The 19,412-nt window shown below is 40.4% G+C and carries 21 protein-coding genes and 1 riboswitch; of the genes, 9 read left to right on the top strand and 12 right to left on the bottom strand.

Annotation, left to right across the window (positions count from 1 at the left end):
• The first annotated feature begins 42 nt into the window (after positions 1-42).
• Both B1K52_RS06285 and B1K52_RS06280 read left to right on the top strand, forming a co-directional pair.
• Positions 43-582, top strand: a complete 540-nt coding sequence (locus B1K52_RS06285; protein WP_077306434.1) for a sigma-70 family RNA polymerase sigma factor — start codon at positions 43-45, stop codon at positions 580-582.
• On the top strand, positions 560-1,972 hold the full coding sequence (locus B1K52_RS06280) for a DUF4179 domain-containing protein (RefSeq protein WP_077306432.1): 1,413 nt from the start codon (positions 560-562) through the stop codon (positions 1,970-1,972). The genes B1K52_RS06285 and B1K52_RS06280 overlap by 23 nt, the downstream gene beginning before the upstream one ends.
• A gap of 118 nt (positions 1,973-2,090) precedes the next feature.
• Here the strand turns inward: B1K52_RS06280 and B1K52_RS06275 are convergent, their stop codons facing one another.
• The 4 genes from B1K52_RS06275 to B1K52_RS06260 form a co-directional block, all read right to left on the bottom strand.
• On the bottom strand, positions 2,091-2,678 hold the full coding sequence (locus B1K52_RS06275) for a serine hydrolase domain-containing protein (RefSeq protein ID WP_077306430.1): 588 nt from the start codon (positions 2,676-2,678) through the stop codon (positions 2,091-2,093).
• 850 nt (positions 2,679-3,528) lie between these two features.
• Complete coding sequence (locus tag B1K52_RS06270; protein WP_077306428.1) at positions 3,529-4,680, bottom strand: glycerate kinase; 1,152 nt, start codon at positions 4,678-4,680, stop codon at positions 3,529-3,531.
• 63 nt (positions 4,681-4,743) lie between these two features.
• Positions 4,744-6,012, bottom strand: coding sequence for a GntP family permease (locus tag B1K52_RS06265; RefSeq protein WP_077306426.1), 1,269 nt, complete (start codon positions 6,010-6,012; stop codon positions 4,744-4,746).
• 126 nt (positions 6,013-6,138) lie between these two features.
• Complete coding sequence (locus tag B1K52_RS06260; protein WP_077306424.1) at positions 6,139-7,248, bottom strand: CdaR family transcriptional regulator; 1,110 nt, start codon at positions 7,246-7,248, stop codon at positions 6,139-6,141.
• A gap of 201 nt (positions 7,249-7,449) precedes the next feature.
• Here B1K52_RS06260 and B1K52_RS06255 point away from each other — a divergent pair, with 201 nt between their 5' ends.
• On the top strand, positions 7,450-7,758 hold the full coding sequence (locus B1K52_RS06255) for a hypothetical protein (protein WP_077306422.1): 309 nt from the start codon (positions 7,450-7,452) through the stop codon (positions 7,756-7,758).
• 125 nt (positions 7,759-7,883) lie between these two features.
• Here the strand turns inward: B1K52_RS06255 and B1K52_RS06250 are convergent, their stop codons facing one another.
• The gene (locus tag B1K52_RS06250) at positions 7,884-9,233 is read right to left on the bottom strand and encodes an amino acid permease (protein ID WP_077306420.1); all 1,350 of its coding nucleotides are present in this window, start codon (positions 9,231-9,233) and stop codon (positions 7,884-7,886) included.
• Between the two features lie 117 nt (positions 9,234-9,350).
• A riboswitch (glycine riboswitch) is annotated at positions 9,351-9,429 on the bottom strand.
• Positions 9,430-9,729: 300 nt separating this feature from the next.
• Between B1K52_RS06250 and B1K52_RS06245 the strand changes: the two genes are divergently transcribed.
• Positions 9,730-9,999, top strand: coding sequence for a hypothetical protein (locus tag B1K52_RS06245; protein WP_077306418.1), 270 nt, complete (start codon positions 9,730-9,732; stop codon positions 9,997-9,999).
• Between the two features lie 101 nt (positions 10,000-10,100).
• On the opposite strand, the gene B1K52_RS06240 is transcribed toward B1K52_RS06245, so the two are convergent.
• Positions 10,101-10,865, bottom strand: a complete 765-nt coding sequence (locus B1K52_RS06240) for a DUF2268 domain-containing putative Zn-dependent protease (RefSeq protein ID WP_077306416.1) — start codon at positions 10,863-10,865, stop codon at positions 10,101-10,103.
• Between the two features lie 139 nt (positions 10,866-11,004).
• Here B1K52_RS06240 and B1K52_RS06235 point away from each other — a divergent pair, with 139 nt between their 5' ends.
• Positions 11,005-11,715, top strand: a complete 711-nt coding sequence (locus tag B1K52_RS06235) for a class I SAM-dependent methyltransferase (protein WP_077306414.1) — start codon at positions 11,005-11,007, stop codon at positions 11,713-11,715.
• Positions 11,716-11,888: 173 nt separating this feature from the next.
• Here B1K52_RS06235 and B1K52_RS06230 read toward each other — a convergent pair whose 3' ends face one another.
• Positions 11,889-12,272, bottom strand: coding sequence for an immunity 22 family protein (locus tag B1K52_RS06230; RefSeq protein ID WP_077306412.1), 384 nt, complete (start codon positions 12,270-12,272; stop codon positions 11,889-11,891).
• A gap of 519 nt (positions 12,273-12,791) precedes the next feature.
• On the opposite strand from B1K52_RS06230, the gene istA reads away from it, so the two are divergent.
• Genes istA through B1K52_RS17880 form a run of 4 tightly spaced genes read left to right on the top strand, consistent with a single transcriptional unit; the run spans position 12,792 to position 15,471 of the window.
• Positions 12,792-14,333 carry an IS21 family transposase gene (istA, locus tag B1K52_RS06220; RefSeq protein ID WP_143588798.1) on the top strand — a complete coding sequence of 514 codons (1,542 nt, stop codon included), beginning with the start codon at positions 12,792-12,794 and terminating at the stop codon, positions 14,331-14,333.
• Entirely contained in the window at positions 14,333-15,097 is a 765-nt protein-coding gene (gene istB / locus B1K52_RS06215) for an IS21-like element IS643 family helper ATPase IstB (RefSeq protein ID WP_077303950.1), read from the top strand. The genes istA and istB overlap by 1 nt, the downstream gene beginning before the upstream one ends.
• Positions 15,098-15,143: 46 nt before the next feature.
• Entirely contained in the window at positions 15,144-15,308 is a 165-nt protein-coding gene (locus B1K52_RS18465) for an EndoU domain-containing protein (protein WP_373022270.1), read from the top strand.
• Positions 15,309-15,327: 19 nt separating this feature from the next.
• Entirely contained in the window at positions 15,328-15,471 is a 144-nt protein-coding gene (locus B1K52_RS17880) for a hypothetical protein (RefSeq protein ID WP_179106482.1), read from the top strand.
• Positions 15,472-15,701: 230 nt separating this feature from the next.
• Here the strand turns inward: B1K52_RS17880 and B1K52_RS06205 are convergent, their stop codons facing one another.
• The 5 genes from B1K52_RS06205 to B1K52_RS06185 all read right to left on the bottom strand — a co-directional run bounded on the left by B1K52_RS06205 (position 15,702) and on the right by B1K52_RS06185 (position 19,411).
• On the bottom strand, positions 15,702-16,400 hold the full coding sequence (locus B1K52_RS06205; protein WP_077306410.1) for an SMI1/KNR4 family protein: 699 nt from the start codon (positions 16,398-16,400) through the stop codon (positions 15,702-15,704).
• 6 nt (positions 16,401-16,406) lie between these two features.
• Positions 16,407-18,065 carry a hypothetical protein gene (locus tag B1K52_RS18215; protein ID WP_256855851.1) on the bottom strand — a complete coding sequence of 553 codons (1,659 nt, stop codon included), beginning with the start codon at positions 18,063-18,065 and terminating at the stop codon, positions 16,407-16,409.
• A gap of 108 nt (positions 18,066-18,173) precedes the next feature.
• Positions 18,174-18,479 carry a hypothetical protein gene (locus tag B1K52_RS06195; protein ID WP_077306408.1) on the bottom strand — a complete coding sequence of 102 codons (306 nt, stop codon included), beginning with the start codon at positions 18,477-18,479 and terminating at the stop codon, positions 18,174-18,176.
• On the bottom strand, positions 18,480-19,175 hold the full coding sequence (locus tag B1K52_RS06190) for a DUF5081 family protein (RefSeq protein ID WP_077306406.1): 696 nt from the start codon (positions 19,173-19,175) through the stop codon (positions 18,480-18,482). It lies immediately after the preceding gene.
• Positions 19,172-19,411 (bottom strand): hypothetical protein, encoded by a 240-nt coding sequence (locus tag B1K52_RS06185; protein ID WP_077306404.1) that lies wholly within the window; start codon positions 19,409-19,411, stop codon positions 19,172-19,174. Before B1K52_RS06185 ends, B1K52_RS06190 begins: the two co-directional genes overlap by 4 nt.
• Position 19,412 lies beyond the last annotated feature (1 nt).

Below are 19,412 nucleotides of genomic sequence, written 5' to 3'. Positions count from 1 at the left end.
TCACTCTATTACGTCTCTAACATTTAGAAAGGAGGTCTTGATTTGAAAGATAAAGTAAAGCTTGTAAGAAAAGCCGTAAAGGGTAACGAAAGGGCCTTTGAACAGCTTATTAAGAACGAAAGTGAAAAATTATATAAAACCGCTTTTCTATATGTAAAGAATAAAGAGGATGCACTAGATGTACTGCAGGAAACTATTTACAAGGCTTTTGTGTCAATTGAACAAGTAAAACAACCTGAATTCTTTACAACCTGGCTAACAAAGATCTTAATCCGCACTTCTTATGATTTCCTCGACAAGAAGAATAAACTTGTCTTAGATGAAGATTTTTTAAAGCACCAAGCTTCGGAAGATACGTCTAATATAGAAGAAAAACTAGACTTATTAGCAGCAATATCTGCATTAAGCAAAACTTATCAAACCGTCATTATCTTATTTTATTATCACGATCTCTCTATACAATCAATCGGTAACACGCTTGAAATGTCCGAGAATACTGTTAAAACTAATCTTCGGCGCGCAAAACTGGAATTAAAAAAACATTTGGGTGGGATAGCGTATGAACAAACAGCGTTTCAATGAGGAATTGAGTAAGATAGAATTTCCGGAACATGAAGTAATGGAAACAATAAGAAACGGTATCAAAAAAGCTAAAAAAGGCTCTGAACGAAAGAAGAGGGTTAGAGTTAAGAGACTTGCAATCACTTCATCCATTGCCGCATCTGCCTTCTTGGCATCTGGATTACTGTTTGCACCAATAACCAATGTACTTGCTTCTGTGCCAATTATCGGTTCCATATATGATAGATTTAGCATGCAGATTGGGGATGAATTGTTTGAAAGCAACCTTGTTACGCAGCTCAATCAAACAGCAAGCAGCAATGCGATAGACGTGACCATTACAAGCGCTTATTACGATGGAAATGTTATCGGTTTAACATTTCTAGCAAAAGGAGATCGAATCTCTTTAGATAAAATGGAGGAGAGAGGACCTGAAGTTGGTTATAGTTCTTACCTTTTTGATGGTGATGAGCAAAAGCAATGGGCTGGCAGTATGACTAGTTTGGAGAAATCAGACGATGGTTATGTTGGTGCAATCGAGTTTTATAACACAAGCACTGACTTACCTAAGAACTATACACTTCCTTTAACCTTCACCTCTATTACAGGAGTAAAAGGGAAATGGCAATTCGATATTCCAGTCACACAAGTTCCTTCCCAAACAATCTCTGCTAAAGAGCAGATGATTTCTACAATCGAGACAGATCATGCTATTCAAATAGAATCTGTGACGAAAGGAAAAGCCACTACTTTCATCAACTATAAAACAACCTTACCTGCTGAAGGTGAGAATGATGAGATTAACATCACGGTATTTGATAACTTGGGGAATCAGTTATCAAAAAGTTCGGCGGATGTACTAGCCACAGAGCAACATAATGGCGTAGTAGTAAATGATACACGAGAGTTATTTACGTCCAAGATCTCGGAAGATGCACAGTATTTAACCATACAACCCGAGTTAAGGAAAGACGAGCAGCAAACCATAAGTTCTTTAGATCAGAGCGCACCTTTCACGGTGGAAAGCAGTCGATTTGACTATAAAATAAAAGTGAATTCAATCAAGCAGGACAAGAACCAGATTATAATAGACTATGATGTGCAAAATATAAGCTCTGGAGCACTTAGAGACGACATTATCCAAAACTTTGCTGATTTCATCACGCTAATAAAATCGGAAAATATTAGGAAAGATGATAATGGGCAGCTGGATATGAATCATATAATCGGCGATCAAATCCGTAGTACGCAAACAACCGCATTAGACGAAAACTATCATTTTCAATCCGTATATACTCTTAGCACTTCAAATGATACTGACACCGCCAACTACTCGCTCATGGTCCCATTCGGAACATTAAGCTTGAACCAACCAATCGAAATGGATCCTGTTAGATTTGAATTAAAGTAATACACATGAGGGACTATTTATTATTTATAGTCCCTTTTCCTATAACATACGATTTCTCCTACCATATTACGAATTCATCATCTTATATTGCCTAGCGCAAGCGGATACGTCATCGCCTCTAGTGGATCATACATGGTTCGGTTATACCTAAAGGCTCCAGTACATATTCTTTCACCAGCTCTGCGAATAATTTCCCACATACATGCTGCGCAACGTATCCAGCGATGTTGAAGTTATGATTGCTGTAACTGTAAAGCGCGCCAGGCGGATTCACAAGATCTAAGTTCGGAACTGTTTCGTTTATATAGCCCTCCCAACCCGACTGATCTCGCGGTCCCTCTATGTCTCCTCCATTAGGAAGACCTGCCGTATGGCTTAGGAGCATACGCAGTGTAAGCGTCTTCGCATATGCTTCGTTCTGCAGCTTGAATGTATCGACATACTTGTAAATCGGGAAGTCTAGATCCAATTTGCCTTTCTCTACAAGACTCATGATTAAAGTGGCAGTCAGTGTTTTGCTGACAGATCCAATACGAAACACTGTATCTGGTGTAATAGCTTGGCCCTTCTCTTCCCAATTTGTGTAACCAAGTGTTTTTTCATAGAGTATATCGGTCTCATTGAAAATAGACACCGCCATAGCAGGAACTTCTATGTTATCTATTAACTCTATCAGCTGGTCTTCTACCTCCCGTATTTCTAGCATCCCTTATCCCCCCTGTCTTCTTCGCTATATCTCGCAGTCTATTGATGCCCTGCCATAACTTCCTATCTGTTATAATAAACTACATTATATTCCACTTATTACATAAACGCCCACTAGAAAGAACAGAGATTTTCCCCCGTAAGTACGTATCCTCGTACTAAAATCATCGCAGCAACACATGACCTTGAACTTATCGATAAATTAGCAGCTGCATATGAGAACTACCACTTTAATGAACAGATTGTAAATGATGAAGTTATATTTGATTACCTCATAAAGCACGGTCCTTCTGATACTCGAAATGCGATTGAGCTGCTAAGAATTACCAGGTTTCCCAATAAGGTGTATGATGACGCATTACGTTATTCGAAACAGCAGCTTAAGTAAACAAAGAGAGCGGAACAAAACAAGATTAATTCATCCTAAAAGCGAACGATAACTAGATTAGTACTTTTTAATGCAGCTCTCTGACGACTGCTGCTTTCCAACTTTAGCTGTTATCGTCGGACAAGAATGGCTTTTGAAGTAGACACCGACAAGAAAATCGCTATCTTTTTCGAGGAGTCTACGTACTCTGCCTACACGAGTGAAGATTTCCTATAACACAAATCAGCGTAGGAAATACACGGAGACTCCCGCGGGAGGAAGGCTAGGTTAGACCCCGCAGTGCGTTAGCACGAGGAGACTCACCAGCCGCCCGCAGGAAAGCGGAGTGTATTTCCGAAGCGATGCTCTCATCTTCGTATCCCATGCAAAAATCAAAACAATGCTGCAGTTGATTGCAGCATTGTTTTGATTTTTATATAGCTTAAACAGTTATGTCCAAGCCTCTTTTCGTTTGTAAAAAGACTCACTTGATTATATTTCCATACTGCACAGTTTTCATAGAAGCTGCAATATTCCTTGCTGTTCGCTCCATGTATTCTGCCGCGTGTTCAAACGCATCTGGAAGTGATACAACACCTGGTACGATGCTGAAAAGCGCATCAATTCCGTGGTCGTGTACGACATCGGCATCTTCAGATAAGGAACCAGCAAGCCCAATAACAGGCACATCATATTTTTTAGCTGCTTTTGCCACGCCGATCGGGGTTTTGCCATAAATCGTTTGGCTATCAATCCGTCCCTCACCTGTAATTACTAAATCTGCATCTTTGACTACATCTTCAAAGTTGACAGCTTCCAAGACGATTTCGATTCCTCTTTTTAAATCTGCATGAAGGAAAGCCAGCAGACTTGCACCTAAACCTCCAGCTGCGCCGGCACCTTCTATATCCCGAAACGACCTCCCCACTGCTTTTTCTGCAACGTCAGCAAAGTGGGAGAGATTTTTATCCAGCAATTCAACTATATCAGGCGTAGCACCCTTTTGAGGTCCAAAAATAGCGGAAGCGCCTCTTGATCCTGTTAATGGATTATCCACGTCACAAGCTACTTCAATCTGCACATCTTGCAATCTATCATCAAGTCTGCCCAGATCTATGGTCGCTATCTTACCTAGCGCTCCGCCTCCATCACCAATATCCTTACCGTTTTCGTCGAGCAGTTTTCCACCTAAAACTTGCACCATTCCGGCTCCAGCATCGTTTGTCGCACTGCCGCCAATGCCAATAATAATATGCTCTACACCCAAATCAAGTGCTGCTACTATTAATTCACCCGTCCCTCTTGTAGAAGTAACAAGTGGATTTCTGCTTTCCACAGGAACGAGATGTAATCCAGAGGCAGCAGCCATTTCTATAACAGCTGTTTTCCCATTTCCAATTAATCCAAAGAACGCTTTAACAGAATCACCTAAAGGACCTGTTACATATCGCTCCACTACTTTTCCGTCCGTAGCATCGACAAGTGACTGGACCGTTCCTTCTCCACCATCCGCCATCGGCATTTTGTAGTACGCAGCATCTGGAAGAACCTGTTTGAAACCTCGCTCAATTGCATTGGCAGCCTCAAGCGCAGATAAACTTTCTTTATAAGAGTCTGGAGCAATTACAATTTTCATCGTTTTCCATCTACCTTCTATATAAGATTTAACTCTTCCATAAACCACGGGGACAAAATCTTTTTAACCAAAGAGCTGCAAGACACCAAATATAAGTGTTGAAACTATCGCAAGTGTTAAACCGACTAAGGACTCGTATGGCATCAGTTTCAAACGTTCTTTAATACCCATATTGACACTTCCGGCAGTTGCGTGGAAAAAGCTGCCGTGCGGCATATGATCTATTACGGTAGCGCCAGCATGAATCATTGCAGCTCCTCCCAGCGCGGATACACCCAATCCTAAAATGGTGCTGCTGAAAACGCTGCTTGCTACGGCTGTACCAGCTGTTGTGGAAGCAGTGGCAGCTGACATGAAAATCCCGGACATAGGCGCCAGTAAGTATGCAGGCATACCTGTAGCATTTAACGTATTGATCAGCACATCTTTCAAGCCAGAATTAGCTATGATTCCTGCCAACGTTCCAGTACCCAATAACATGATGGCTACCCCAGACATCTTGCTCAAACCTGAAATAGCATACTCGTTTATTTTCTTCGTCTTCTTCATTGCAATTGCCCCGATGATTCCTCCAATAGGCAGCGCAATCATCGGATCAATATTGATATCAAATAATGGCCGCAACGCGAGTAAGATGATTGTAACTAACGGTGCAATCAACGCTGTTACAAATACCGGCAGTTTTGTGTTGTCCGTCATCTCAACATCCTGACTTACTACTGCAGAACCCTTGTTGACAAGCTTCTTCGCTAGCAGATACGTAACTGCCAAGCCGAATATAGCTGGTATAATTCCTGCAGCCATTACAGAAGTAAGCGGTACACCAAAAGCATCAGAGGCAGCAATTGCATTCGGGTTCGGAGACATAATATTTCCGGCCTTACCGCCCCCAACCATTGCTAGCAAGATGGCTGTTTTGGATAAGTTAGCACGCTTGGCGATTGCCAAAGCAATTGGTGATACCGTAATAACAGCTACATCGACGAACACCCCAACCGTTGTTAGAATCATCGTGGCAATAGCTAAAGCCAATAGCGCACGTGTTTCGCCCATTTTTTTGACGATTGTCTCGGCAATCGAGGATGCAGCTCCCGATTCTATAAGAACCCCGGCTAAAACCCCCGCAGCCAAAATTCGCAGCACCGCTGGAATAATATCTTTTGCGCCCTCCATCATCAGCGTAACGGTGTCGGTAATATTTACGCCGCCAATCAGCCCGCCGATTAAAGCTCCGGCAACCATGCCATATGCAGGCGGCACTTTTTTCAAGATGAGTACAATTGCTATAATTAAGGCACTAACAGCCCCTAATGCGCTTACAGTAATCTCCATGGTGATTTCCCCCTAGATTGCATTTATCTATGTACCCTTATTGTAAGCGTTTTCCTTAAGGCGCGCATTGTACGTACAGATAGATATTTTAGATAGAAACCATTTAATAATTGTGCATTTGCACAATTATTGAGTGTCATGCACGAGCTTTGCCAAGTATAGCTCCATCAAATCTTTTGCATGTCGCAGGTCTTTTCCTGTTAACTCTGTTATTTTTTCGAGACGGTATCTCAACGTATTTCGATGGATAAAGAGCGTTTCTGCAATCTTGTTCAATTCTCCACCCTCTCGAATATATGCTTCAAGCGTTTGCACCAGTTCCCCTTTCTTATCTTGATCTAATAGCTGCTGGTAATAAGCAAACGCACGTAAATCCTCCTCTTCAACAGCTTTTGTTAACAGTATTTCAAACTGGTACTCCTCATAGCTGTAAGCGCTCCGTTCAGGATGCAGCTTACCTCCTACTATAGTTGCATTTTTAGCTCGGCAAAATGATTGTTTATATGCTTGTACGTTTCCTGCCAGATCCCCACATCCAATAAGAACGTTGCCTCCTATTACTTTTGACAAACGCTTCAAAAAAGAGAGTAATTCTGTTTTTGGTTCGTTCACCGCTTTAAGAATAACGATTTCATCATTAAACGTAGCACCCACTAAATCAGCCTTACCAATTTCATATTGTATTGTCCGAACTAGTTTTTGCATGGACATGTCTGAGTGGTCTGTTTTCTTAACATAAACAGCAGTTCTCGGATATTCTAAATTAATCCCCAGGAATCCTGCACGTTCTTTTAGTAACGCTTCATCCAAACTGTCTTCTGAGATAAGCTGATTCACAATCTCACTTTGCAGCCTTTGTCTCCATTGCACCCGCTCCAACAAGACAGACTGCTCTAACACTAACTCTGCCGCCATCTTTACAAGCTCCGCATAATTACGGATTTGCGCAGGCTCGCCCGTAATTCCAACCACCCCAACAATCTGGTTACGAAACTGAATGGGTAAATTAATCCCGGATCTTGCTCCCTCCATACTCCCAACGCTAGCATCATCTATCTCCACACTTTCTCCTTGCTCAAGGACAACAAGTGCACCAGCATGAAACTGATTAATTCTCTCCTTATCACCAGATCCTATGATGATTCCTTCGTCATTCATTACATTTATATTTTGATTTAATATCTTCATCGTACGCTCCACTATTTCCTGTGCCAGTTCATAAGTTAAAAATTGCATGCCTCTTTACCTGCCTTCCGCCCAATTACGTGCATTATTTATAAAATAAAGATAAAACAAGCTATGTAGTTAGCATGCTAGCAGTCTATGACATCATATTCTATTAAAAGAATACTACTTGTCAGGATATAACAAACAACACACGAAAGACACAAGTGAGTTGTAACTTATTATAAGTGAAAATCAAAAAGAGGTGATCAAATGTGTTATATATGTCCAGTGTGTGGGTTTGAGGGATTACCCGAACCTGCTTACAACGAATACAATGAGGCATCGTATGAGCTTTGCTCCTGCTGTTTCTTTCAATTTGGCGTGGACGATGATGTAGAGATAAAAGAGGACGTTTATATGGAAAGAGAAGATACACACAAGTTATACAGAAAACAGTGGATTGATGATGGAGCTATACTATTGATTCCTCTGCATTATCCTGCTGGCAGACAGCTGCATGGTAAAGTAAAACCCGAGGCTTTATCAAAACAGCTTAAGAATATAAACGTTACATTATAACAAACTAATGAGGCCAGGTTTAAAGAAGCTTTCAAATATCCCTACATACATAAAACAGCCTCCATCTCCTGGAGGCCGTTTTCTTTCATTTGTAAAACTTCCAATCACAAGTCTTACTTCTTGCTTTAATTGGAGCCTTTTCTATTTCTGCCCCAGTACAATCCAAACAGCAATACAAACCACAACGGCGTCAGCAGCAGCGCTGGCCGTGTCTCATCTGCCACCACCATTATCACAAGAACTCCAGCAAACAAAGCCAGCACAACGTAATTCACAAACGGTGTGAGTGGTGCTTTGAACGTTGATCTCGCATGCAGGTCTTTGCGTGTTTTCTTGTATTTGATGTGACAAATCAGAATAATGCTCCATACCCAAATAAAGCAAATGGCACTAATGGTCGTTACAATACTAAAAGCTTGGTCTGGGATGAGTTTGCTTAACAGTGCTCCGACAGAGATAACAATGGCAGATAACCAAAGTGCATTCCCAGGAACATGTCTTTCGTTCAGTTTAGCCAGACTCGCTGGTCCTTGGTCTTGCTTACTAAGATTATATAATGTCCTGCTTGTCGAGAACATGCCGCTATTCCCAGCAGATGCAGCAGATGTTAACACAACAAAGTTAATGATGCCTGCAGCAATCGGGATTCCGACTAATGTAAAAGTTTTCACGAACGGGCTTTCCGCTGCGCTCAGCTCTGTCCATGGGTTTATCATTAATAGAACAAGCAGCGCACCGACATAAAAGAATAAAATCCGTAATGGAATTTTATTAATGGCTGACGGAATGTTTTTAGCAGGATCAGCTGTTTCAGCAGCCGATACACCAATTAGCTCTACGCCAACATAGGCGAAGACAACCATTTGGAAAGCGAGCAGGAAGCCAGAGATGCCATTCGGAAACAGTCCGCCATGTTCCCACAGGTTTGTGACCGACACAGTTCCGGAATCTGTTTGGAAGCCAATAATCACTAAGACAATGCCAATACCAATCAGTGCTAATATCGTCACAATCTTAATCAATGCAAACCAAAACTCCAATTCTCCGAATAGCTTCACCGTTAATAGATTCAATCCCAACAACACAATGACGCAAATAAGTGCAGGAATCCATTGCGGGATATCAAACCAATAATTCACATACACACCAACAGCAATCACGTCCGCCATTGCTGTCATTATCCAGCAAAACCAGTATGTCCATCCGGTTACAAACGATGCCCATGGACCAAGATAGTCTTCCGCAATATCTGTTATCGATGCGTAGCCTGCTTTTGACAACAGCAGCTCTCCCAGCGCACGCATCACGAAAAATAGGGCGATACCGACGATTAAATAAGCAAAGATAATAGAGGGACCGGCCAGCTGTATCGCTTTACCCGAACCTAGAAATAAGCCCGTCCCGATTGTTCCGCCAATGGCAATCAGCTGCACATGTCTATTTGATAAATCTCGCTTTAATTCTTGTTGTGCCAATTCTAATCCTCCTCCATTAAACCCATAAAAAAAGAGACTGGAGGCTCTCCAATCTCTTGATCACAAGAATAACAAATACTATTGATTATGCATGCGCAGCACAACCCCAATAGATATCGATACTCTTCTGTCCTTTTGCCTGAGATTGTGAACCCTTCGGCGCCGCAGTTATAGCGGTCTCTCCAGAAGCTGCTCCTGCTATAGTGTGACCCATAGCATTCATAGCTTTATTTATTAAGTTTATTAGATTTCTGTTGAATGTAGATAATTTTAAAGTTTGTAAGATTATTTGTCAACTTGCTTGCAGATAAAACGTACGGGAAATCCTGGCACTGCATATGATTACCCTGTTCTTCCGTCCACTTCATTTTCTAACAAGAGCGGCCCTCCACCATTTGGCAAGAATCCACGAATCCCCTAAGTTATTTGTACCGTGCGATAATACATATGGGACATATAATACCGTGTATCTTCACAAAGATATGGAGGTGACAGTATGTCAGTTGGACAATATCATTCCCTTTGCCAGAGATACAGAGGCAAAGCAGTGGAAATCAGATGTAATGATGGAAAAGTGCATAGAGGTGTCATTCAGCGCGTGGACCGCAATCGTGTTTATTTACAGCCACTCAATCGTTCCAGGAATTTAGGCGGCTTCGGTTATGGCGGCTATGGCAGATATGGCGGCGGTTATGGTTATGGAGGCTGGGGAGTAGCATTAGGAGCAATTGCAGGTATTGCTTTACTTTCCCTATTTTTTATTTAATTTTCTGCAATTCATGGAGATGTGGGTATAACAATTGCTATCAATTTAAACGCTATCATACCCACAGCATCTCCATGATAATAGCCAACACGATGGTGTCCCTAATTCTCGCCTACAATTTCACTAGTCTCAACGAACAGCAGATCTTCACTCGATATGCTGTTTTTTTCCATGTAACGTTTCACTAAGTAATATCCTGTACAGTAACCGAGCATCTTTGGGTAGCGGCGAAATCCATACAGAATGGCTTGATACTCTCGACTTTGAGGCAGGATCCGCTTCTTGGGTAAAATATATTTGGCTAACGTTTTTTCCAACTCCTCATCCGAATAGAAGGAGACCCAATTGGCAGTACATGCTTCCCCAAATCTTTCTCTGACAGCATTTTCAGCCAAGCCCTCTAAAACGATGGTATCCAGCAGCGTGTATTCCTCTTCACGCTTCTCAAAGTTATTCAACCGGCAAACATGATTGTATTCATGGGTAAAGATCGCTTTTATTTCCTCTTCTGTGTTCTTTGCTGAGACAAATAAAAACAACTTATCTCGAAACGCAAGACCGGATCTGCCGTTAAAGTGGGTTTGGATCTCTTTATTTGTTATATCTGAAGGAAAAATATAGACAGGTATATCCGGTCCGCTCCACTTTTCCTGCAGAAGGTCTTGATCATGCTGCACAATCTCCCACACCGCTTTGTCCGGCACCATCCTATCCTTCTTCAATGGGTGGTACATGCCATGCTGCTTAAAATGATGGTATATCTCATCCGCAGACGCACCTTCAAAGTGCTTTACCAGCTTCTCGCATATTGCTAGCGGGTCGTAATAGGCATCTTCCAGCCATTCATCCGTTCTTATCACGCTCATTCAAGTCCTCCTCCTTCTATCTTAGACTATTCAGCAAAAGCCACATCGGAGCATGCAGCGAAAGAAAGATTTACGCACAAATCCTTCCTGTCTTCATAGCATATTGCATGCATGTCATACGAAAGCAGAGGCTATTATTATGAATTACTCCTATCTAGACTTTTTAGCACTATTTGGCGTTGGAGGTGCACATCCAGGAGGGCTGAAGCTAACGAAACAGCTCTTAGCAGAGGAAAAAGTCACGAAACAAACCTCACTTCTGGATGTTGGCTGCGGTACAGGGCAAACTTCCGCCTACATCGCGCATCATTACGGCTGCAGTGTGCACGCTTTAGACTGCAACGAAATTGTGGTAGAAAAAGCCCAACAAAGATTTTCAACATTGAAATTACCGATTGATGTAAAAGTAGGAGATACGGAGAGCCTTCCCTATCCCGATGCATCTTTTGATATGATTATTTCCGAATCTGTCACGTCCTTTACGAACATCGCTGCAACCATTCCCGAATTCAAAAGGACCCTTAGACCAAATGGTGTACTATTGGCGATTGAAACTGTTCTAGAACAGCCCATCTCCGACGAAGAGAAAAATCAAATTATGACTTTTTACCGATTCCCGCAATTATTAACAGAAGCGGAATGGCACACAGCGTTTACACATGCTGGATTCAAACAGATAGAGATATCGACATATCAGCCATCAACGGATCAAACTGATGAACAGCATGCTGCTGATTTCACACTGTCAGCGGATATTGATGAGGAGCTACTAGATATTATGGAAGAACATGAGGAGATAACGAAGCGGTATGAAGGGAAAATAGGTTATCGGGTATTTAGGTGTAGTTAACTTACCTAAATCAAGGGTGCTCAACTATAGTTTTGCACCCTTGGTTATACTGAAAGGACTTTTATGTAAGTACTCACATTTCCTTCAACTAGCTAATCTTACACGCATTTACACAATAAAACACCCTTTGTTTTAACAACCAAGTGCCTGATAGTACCAAAAAGAGTATTAATCTAGTCTACATATTTAGCTGTACCTATAAAATTAAGTTCGTATTCACAATCGCTTACTGAAGTTATTGCTCTACCATCGTTAACATAATTGTAATTGTAAATCATAATAATGGCATTATACTTAGAAATTAATTTAACATCTGTAAACTGTTTTATCAGCTGACCATCATATGAAAAATCTATTAAAAGCTTTTCTATATCATCTTCAGCATCTGGTATGCAATCCTTCTCTATTAAATCTCTATCATAATAGCCTAATTTAAATTCCTTTTCAAAAGTTGAAGGAATACTATCTCCATCCTCATCATATTTTACTTCAGTATACTTTTCTAGCTCATCAAAGTTTTGAAAGTTTCCTAACCACAAAGAAACATCATTTTTCATAACTTATTACCTCCTTAAGCCTTCTGGTAAATTCATAACACCATTCTTCATTCTGTTTGGCACATTCTGTCCAAATAGATATACATTATAAAAATAAGCACTTGTTGCCGAATATGCAATCAAGTGCTTAAGTCACAAAATCGTATACTATTATTATTCCTCGAATATACTTTACTTTCTATTCTCTCTTTCCATATTAACATTAACTCTAAAAATCCCTCGGTGTCTATTGTACTCTCAAAGGGTTCTTTAATCCGATAATGATGCTCAGCTATAGTTAGATCTTTCTTTATACTTACACTCGTAGCATTTAACGTGATTTCAAAGTCTTGATATTCTCCATCTGTGGGGGTTGGTGTGCGGGCGTCGGGGAATGTTGCGAGAGTTGTGTAAACGCTAGAATAAAGTTGACACTTTTTGCTCGATAGGAATTTACACTTTTGCTCAATCAACCTACTACTTTAGTAAAATAGATTTGACGTTATTTTACTGGAGGTTAGTATTTTGGAGGAGAAGTTAGTGTTATATATTAAGATTAAGGAATTACATAAGAGAAAGTTTAAAGTAGCACAAATCTCTAAGGAGCTTAAGATCTCAAGACCGACTGTCTATAAGTATTTAGAAATGACATTCGATGAGGCAAAGGCCTATACTGAACAGCCCTCGAGAAAGATGAAAAAATTAGATCACTATAAGGACTGGATACTGGCCTGGCTAGAAGAGTATCCCCACCTAAGCAGTGCTCAGATCCATGATTGGCTTTTAGAAAGATACCCCGACCTAGTGGTCGGCGGAAGTACTGTAAGAACATATGTAAGGGATATTCGAGAAGTCTATCAGATTGAGAAAAAGATGATTGTTCGTCAATACGAAGCAGTTCCTGAGCAGCCAATGGGTAAACAACTCCAGGTAGATTGGGGAGAAACAAAACAGAAAAACGTGAACAATAAGGAAATCAAACTATACTTTATTGCCTTTGTACTCGCTAACTCACGACACAAATATATGGAATGGCAAGCACGTCCATTCACTACAAGAGATGCGATTCGTTGTCACGAAAACGCATTCCAGTTCTATGGGGGACGAACAGAAGAAATTGTCTATGATCAGGATCACTTAATCTCAGTAAGTGAAAATGCAGGTCAACTACTTTTAACAGCTGAGTTTCAAAGCTATGTAAACGAGCGTAAATTCAAAGTTCACCTGTGCCGAAGAGCGGATCCAGAATCTAAAGGTATGATTGAAAATGTAGTGAAATACATAAAAGGCAACTTCGCTGATAGTCGTGTGTTTAGAGATATAGAAGATTGGAATAAACGGGCAAGGCAGTGGCTCGAGCGTACTGGAAACCACCAGGTTCACCAGACAATGAAAAAAAGACCAGCAGAAGTGTTTCTCCTCGAAAAGCAACACTTACAGCCAGTCTCTTCGTTACTTTCATATGAAAGTACCAATAACCAAAGTATAACAAGAAGTGTCAGCAAGGACAACACGATCCGGTACAAGTCAAACCGTTACTCTGTCCCACTGGGGACTTATCAAAATATGAGTGAGAATCTTGTGTGGATTGAAATCAGGGAAGATGATCAGGCCCTGATCATCCGTAAAGAAGCAAATGGTGAAGTGATTGGCGAGCATATGATCAGTTCTGAAAAGGGAAAGCTGATTCAAAACCGTCACCATACTCGTGATCGCTCCAAAGGTGTGGAAGAGCTTAAACAACGCCTCATTTCCCACTTTGGAGATCAGGTTCGCGCAGCTGCATATTTAGATGAGATTAGCCAAAGATACCCTAGGTATCGGAGAGATCAATTTACAATTATTCATAAGGTGATCCAACAATACCCAGCTTTAATTGATACTGTTTTAACCAAGTGCACGACAGAAAAGCTCTACAATGCGAATGACTTTCGCGATATCGCTCATCACCTTGATGCTTTACGAGATGAGCCGATTGAAGAAGTACAATCTTATTACACGAGTCCGCCAAAACATTCTCATATCAAAGCCTCTACCCGTTCTCTAAATGCCTATACTAGCATTTTAGGAGGTAGAGCATGATGAATAAGACAGTACATGAACTACAAAATCAATTCCGGCAGCTACGCTTAGCAGAAACGGCGGAGGAGCTACCACAGCTTCTTCGCGAAGCTGAAAAAGCATCGTGGACTTACTTGGAATTTTTAGAGTCTATCACTCGCTTTGAATTAGCCAAGCGTGAAGCGAAAAGTCTGGAGAAAAGAATGAAATGGGCACGCTTCCCTTTCGTGAAGTCATTAGACGAGTTTGAGCTGAAAGGCCAAAACATTCTGACGGCTCGCCAGCTCTCTCAACTGCGAGAATTAAGCTGGCTGGAGCAACAGTACAATCTCATTCTTTTAGGTCCTCCCGGCATCGGAAAAACGTATATCGCAATTGGTCTTGGATTGGAGGCTGTTTACAGAGGGTTCAATGTTAATTTCGCTACAATGGGAGAACTTGTGCAGCTTCTAAAATCAGAAGAATACCTGAACAAATCTAAAGTTCAGCTTAAGAGAATTAGAAATGCCGACCTAGTGATCATTGATGATTTAATGTATATGGCCATGGATCAAAGAGAAGCAAACCTATTCTTTCATTTGATTAATCATCTGTACGAACGAAGTTCGATTATCCTGACGTCAAATAAAAGTCCAGATGAATGGGGCAATTTAATCGGAGACCAAGGTATCACCACAGCGATTTTAGACCGTTTACTTCATCGAGTGGAAGTGATTCATGGAGGCGAGGAAGAGGAAAGCTATCGGATGAAAAATCGGAAGAGCATCTTTTCAGCAGAAGTGTAAAAAGGAAACGAGCAAAAAGTGTAAAATTCAACTTGACGTCTACAAGTTGCTTAGGGTAAGTAGCAAAAGGGCTATTGATGATGCATATCAAAATAAAACTCAGATAGGTTCTAATAAGTTTATAGGTGAGACTCCATCAGGAATTAAAATAGAAATGTTTCTGAATAAGAACGGTTTAATAGCTACAGCTTACCCACTATATAATAAATAGCATAAAAGGTGTAAAGAGCATGAAATATTCATATGAATTTAAAAAGGATTTATTTGATATAACTAGGATGAAATTATCGGTAGAATTAAGTGTTTTCGAGGATATTTCAACAGAAGAAGAAGCGGATGAATATGTTAGTTTAAGTACTTTGCCGTCATCATAAGTATTCTTAACTTATAAAATGTCATCTCGTTCGGTTCTCACACTTTTCGCAAGAGATAAAGTATTACAAGGTACTCCATGATGGTATAGCCATCATGAGGTCTCTTTTCAAGCATCTTCTCTTATTTCATTTAATTAGTTGTATACACGAAAAAAAGCACCTGTTGTTCCTTGACAATCAAGTGCCTTATATCGCTAAATATAGCAGTGTATTTATTGATTTATCATTATTTAATCGTCCTGTAAGCCTATTACAATCCATTCATCAATAATATCCCAGAAATCAACATTATATTCTGGCTGATCATTCGTAAACCACAGTGTTGCTAAGTTTTCCTTGCAGTTGTTTAAATCTATAGCAATATATCCACCCATTCCATTCTCAAAAAATCCATAGGTAGTATCAATATTAATTCCTAAAGGCTCATCCAACTCCTCAAGAATTCCCCATTCATATTCACTAAAATGAGTTATTCGCTCTAACGGTATTAAACCCATTGCTCTACTTGGAAAATAATAAAACCCGTTGTGTAACTCTTCATAAAATTCATTAATGGATTGAGGAACACTCGACCATACTTGTTGCATTTTTAAGTTATGAAGGGATTTGTTCGGTATTCCCCCTTCATAATAAAGAATTTCATCATTTTCACTTTTAACACTGTATAGTACAGCATATTGTCCATTATCTATAATAAGTTCGAATTCTAAGAGATTCTCTTGCAAATACATTATAGTATTACTTAATTCTTCTTTACATGCACTATTCCATAAAGCTATTAATTTCTTTTTCCTTTCTTCCTTATTAGTTTCGATAAGGACCTTCATCCACTTTTCAGGGATAAGCTTTTTTTCAATATTGAGTAAGTCTTCTTTAGACACAAACTCGATGCTTTTTCTATATTGTTTTAGAAAAGACAATTTATCCATTTTGATTTACTCCCTTTTATTTATAATATTAAACTCATCTATCATCTTTTGAATTTCAATTTCTAATTCTTTTTCTTTTAGTATCATTTTCTCCCTAAACTCAGCGTTTACAGGAATATTTTCTTTTTTGTAAATATACCAATCCGCAAAAGATTTCGAGCCTTTTGAGGTATTTGCCGCTTCACTGAGTCCTATAAAGTTTTCTACAAAGTTAGCTACATCCTTTTGTTGTTTATAAGTTAACGTGTCAAAGTCTTCCATACGAGCTATTTTCTCCAATGAAACAATATGGTCTGCGTGTAATTTCTTATCAATTATTTTACCAGGTAAAGCAAAGTCTTCTGTTCCAATTATATCATCTATATTTTTATTTACTTCTTTTTGTATTTTGGAAGAAGGAGAAGCTCTTCTTAATTTACCATATGTTTGGTCAGAAATTTTCCTTTCACCATATCTTGCACCTTGCGTGCTTTTACCCGTACCCTTAGCAACTCTCCCAATATCCCCCGACGCCCGTACACTAACCCCCGCAGTATCTACCTGCCCTGATCCATACATCACTGAATTAGGACTTCCGCTATGTTTGAACATGATTGGTGTACCATCAGTTCCTGTACCTTTCAACAGTTGGTCTGTTTTACTGTATTGGGCATCTTGAAGCTGCTTTATTGCTTTGGCTTCTTTCCATTCCATTAGGCTTACTGTGTTGTTTCGCAGAATAGAGTTTGTTTGGTTTGCACCGTCTGTTAGTGTGTCTGTCTGTTTTGTTAATTGTACCATTTCATGGGGTGTTAAGCCTTGTTTTGCTGCTGTATTTGTAAGATTTTTTCCTGTTACTTTTGATACAGCAGCGATATCTTTTACACTAGTTGCTGACAAATTACTGCCAAATGATCGGAAAGCTCCTGCACCTGCTCGTAGAGGAACGGCCCCTAAGATAGATGTGGCTCCTCGTATAGCTCTCTCATCAGCAGCTATGTCTCTTTGTGTTATCCAATCTTTTCCCGTAACGGCACTAGAGGCTTCCAGAACACCCAGTCCTGCGCCCGACAATCCTGCTACTAGTGGTGCCCCTGCAGGCGGAACTAAGATAGTTGCTATTGTTACACCGCCTAGGATACCTAGGTTGACCCAGAATTCAGTAGATAACTGCCCATCTTCAATGGATTTGTATTGAAAAGCCCCGCTGTTCATCCTTACATCTCTGTAATCATCATATGAGATATCGTCAGTTTCTGATTTATCCGATTGCTGTTTCCATATGGTAAATTCCTGCATCATTTTGTCAGCATAATAATTATCTCCGTTGAATAGGTCATCGATGGTTACTTCTTTCTTATCCAGCTCGAATTTGTAGGTACCCGTTTCATCCTTATACTCTCTTTCTTCCTTTGCATCGATACGGTTGGTTGTGCTGTAGTTGGAAATAGTAGCGTCACGCATGGTTTCTACAAATTCATCCATATCTTCATAAAATGGCTGATCTATCTTTTCTTCAATAAGATTGCCAACTTTTTTACTGTATTCTTGAAGGACTGCATAATCCTCATTCAGCGCTTTATACTTACTTTTATGATTTGTATGAGAGAAGGAAACGACACCATCTGAATCATATCTTGCTATTTTATCTTGCAGGTTTTCCAGGTTCTTGCTGATATCTTCCAAGGAAGAGAAGATGCCTTGTCCAAGTTGAAAATAGCCAGACTGTGTGAGCCCTTGGATACTGCTTTCTACCTTCTTCCACTGATCGTTGTGAAACTTCACATCCACTTGCTACACCTCCAATGCTGCTATGATGCGAATTGCTGCATATTCATCTGTCTGCATCATTTGAGTGAGTGTGTCGTTTACCAACGTGGAAATACGATTGTAATGCTCCACAAGCTCTAAGAATTTCTCATTTGCTTCTGGATATGCTGCAATGGCATCTATTGCTTTGCCTTCTGTATAAAACTCTACATCCATGATTTCTTTGATGGCGGGTACTGCATTTGTCTGCAGCTCTGTAGCAATAGCGAGTAAACGGTTATACACATCTGTCATCTGTTCTGGATTGATTGTAATGGTAGAACTCGCCATTTAAGCACCCTCCTTTTTCTGATAGGGAAAGTCCATTGCATCGAAGATTATCTTCATGAAGTAATGCTGGCTAGCATGATAGAACTTTTTCCGGAGACAATCGATCATAATCAATTTCTCTCCCTCTATCATTACAATCCAACTTTGCAGAAAGTCTGAATTGCTCAGCGAACGCGGCTCTTGAGACTTATGACAGATATCCAAGCTGAGGAAGTCATCTCTGACCCCAATTTGCTCTATCTTTTCTCTTTCTTTCCTATCGAGTTCCTTCATCAGGAACTCTTTCTCTATTGGCAGCGGCTCTCTGCTCATGACCGGCATGCGCTCTGTAAGCAGCTGCAGGACGAGCGGTTTTTCAATAAGAAATAGCTGATAGCTTGTTCCGTGTTCCTTTTCAACCAGCATAACGAGATTATCAGCGTCTTGCTCTCCAAAGGCGAACATAAGATGATTGCACTGAACGTATTTTTTACTATGTACATACTGGCGAATCACTTCCGCTACAAATCCACCTTCGTCTGTAAAAGCCCCTTCGTCTGTCAAATAACCTTTGGCAATCAACCGTTCATGTGCTTGTCTGAATGGTTCATCGCCCTGCAGCTCATACACCTTCTTATCTGGTAAACCATAAAGAATAGACGCTCCGAACGATGCCGCAAGCAGATATAGCTCTGTTGCCAGAAAACTTTCCTTCATACATCTCGCACCTCCCTTACCAATGCACTGTTCAGAAAGTCATACTTGTAGTCTCTTAAATTATCCAAATACGTGAGAAAACTATCACGAGACTTTCCTTCCCAGCCGTCAACATTCGCAGCCTTAAGCAAAGCCTCACATTGCTCATACGATTTATCCAAGGATGCTTGTAATCTCTTCGCCGCCCTCTGTACGCGCTGCAGTTCACTAGACTTGATCTGAACATCTTCAGCCATA

The sequence above is a fragment of the Terribacillus halophilus genome, assembly GCF_900162685.1.
Lineage (GTDB): Bacteria > Bacillota > Bacilli > Bacillales > Amphibacillaceae > Terribacillus > Terribacillus halophilus_A.
The sequence above is the reverse complement of the archived record's forward strand: the minus strand, read 5'-3'. Positions and strand labels throughout refer to the sequence as shown.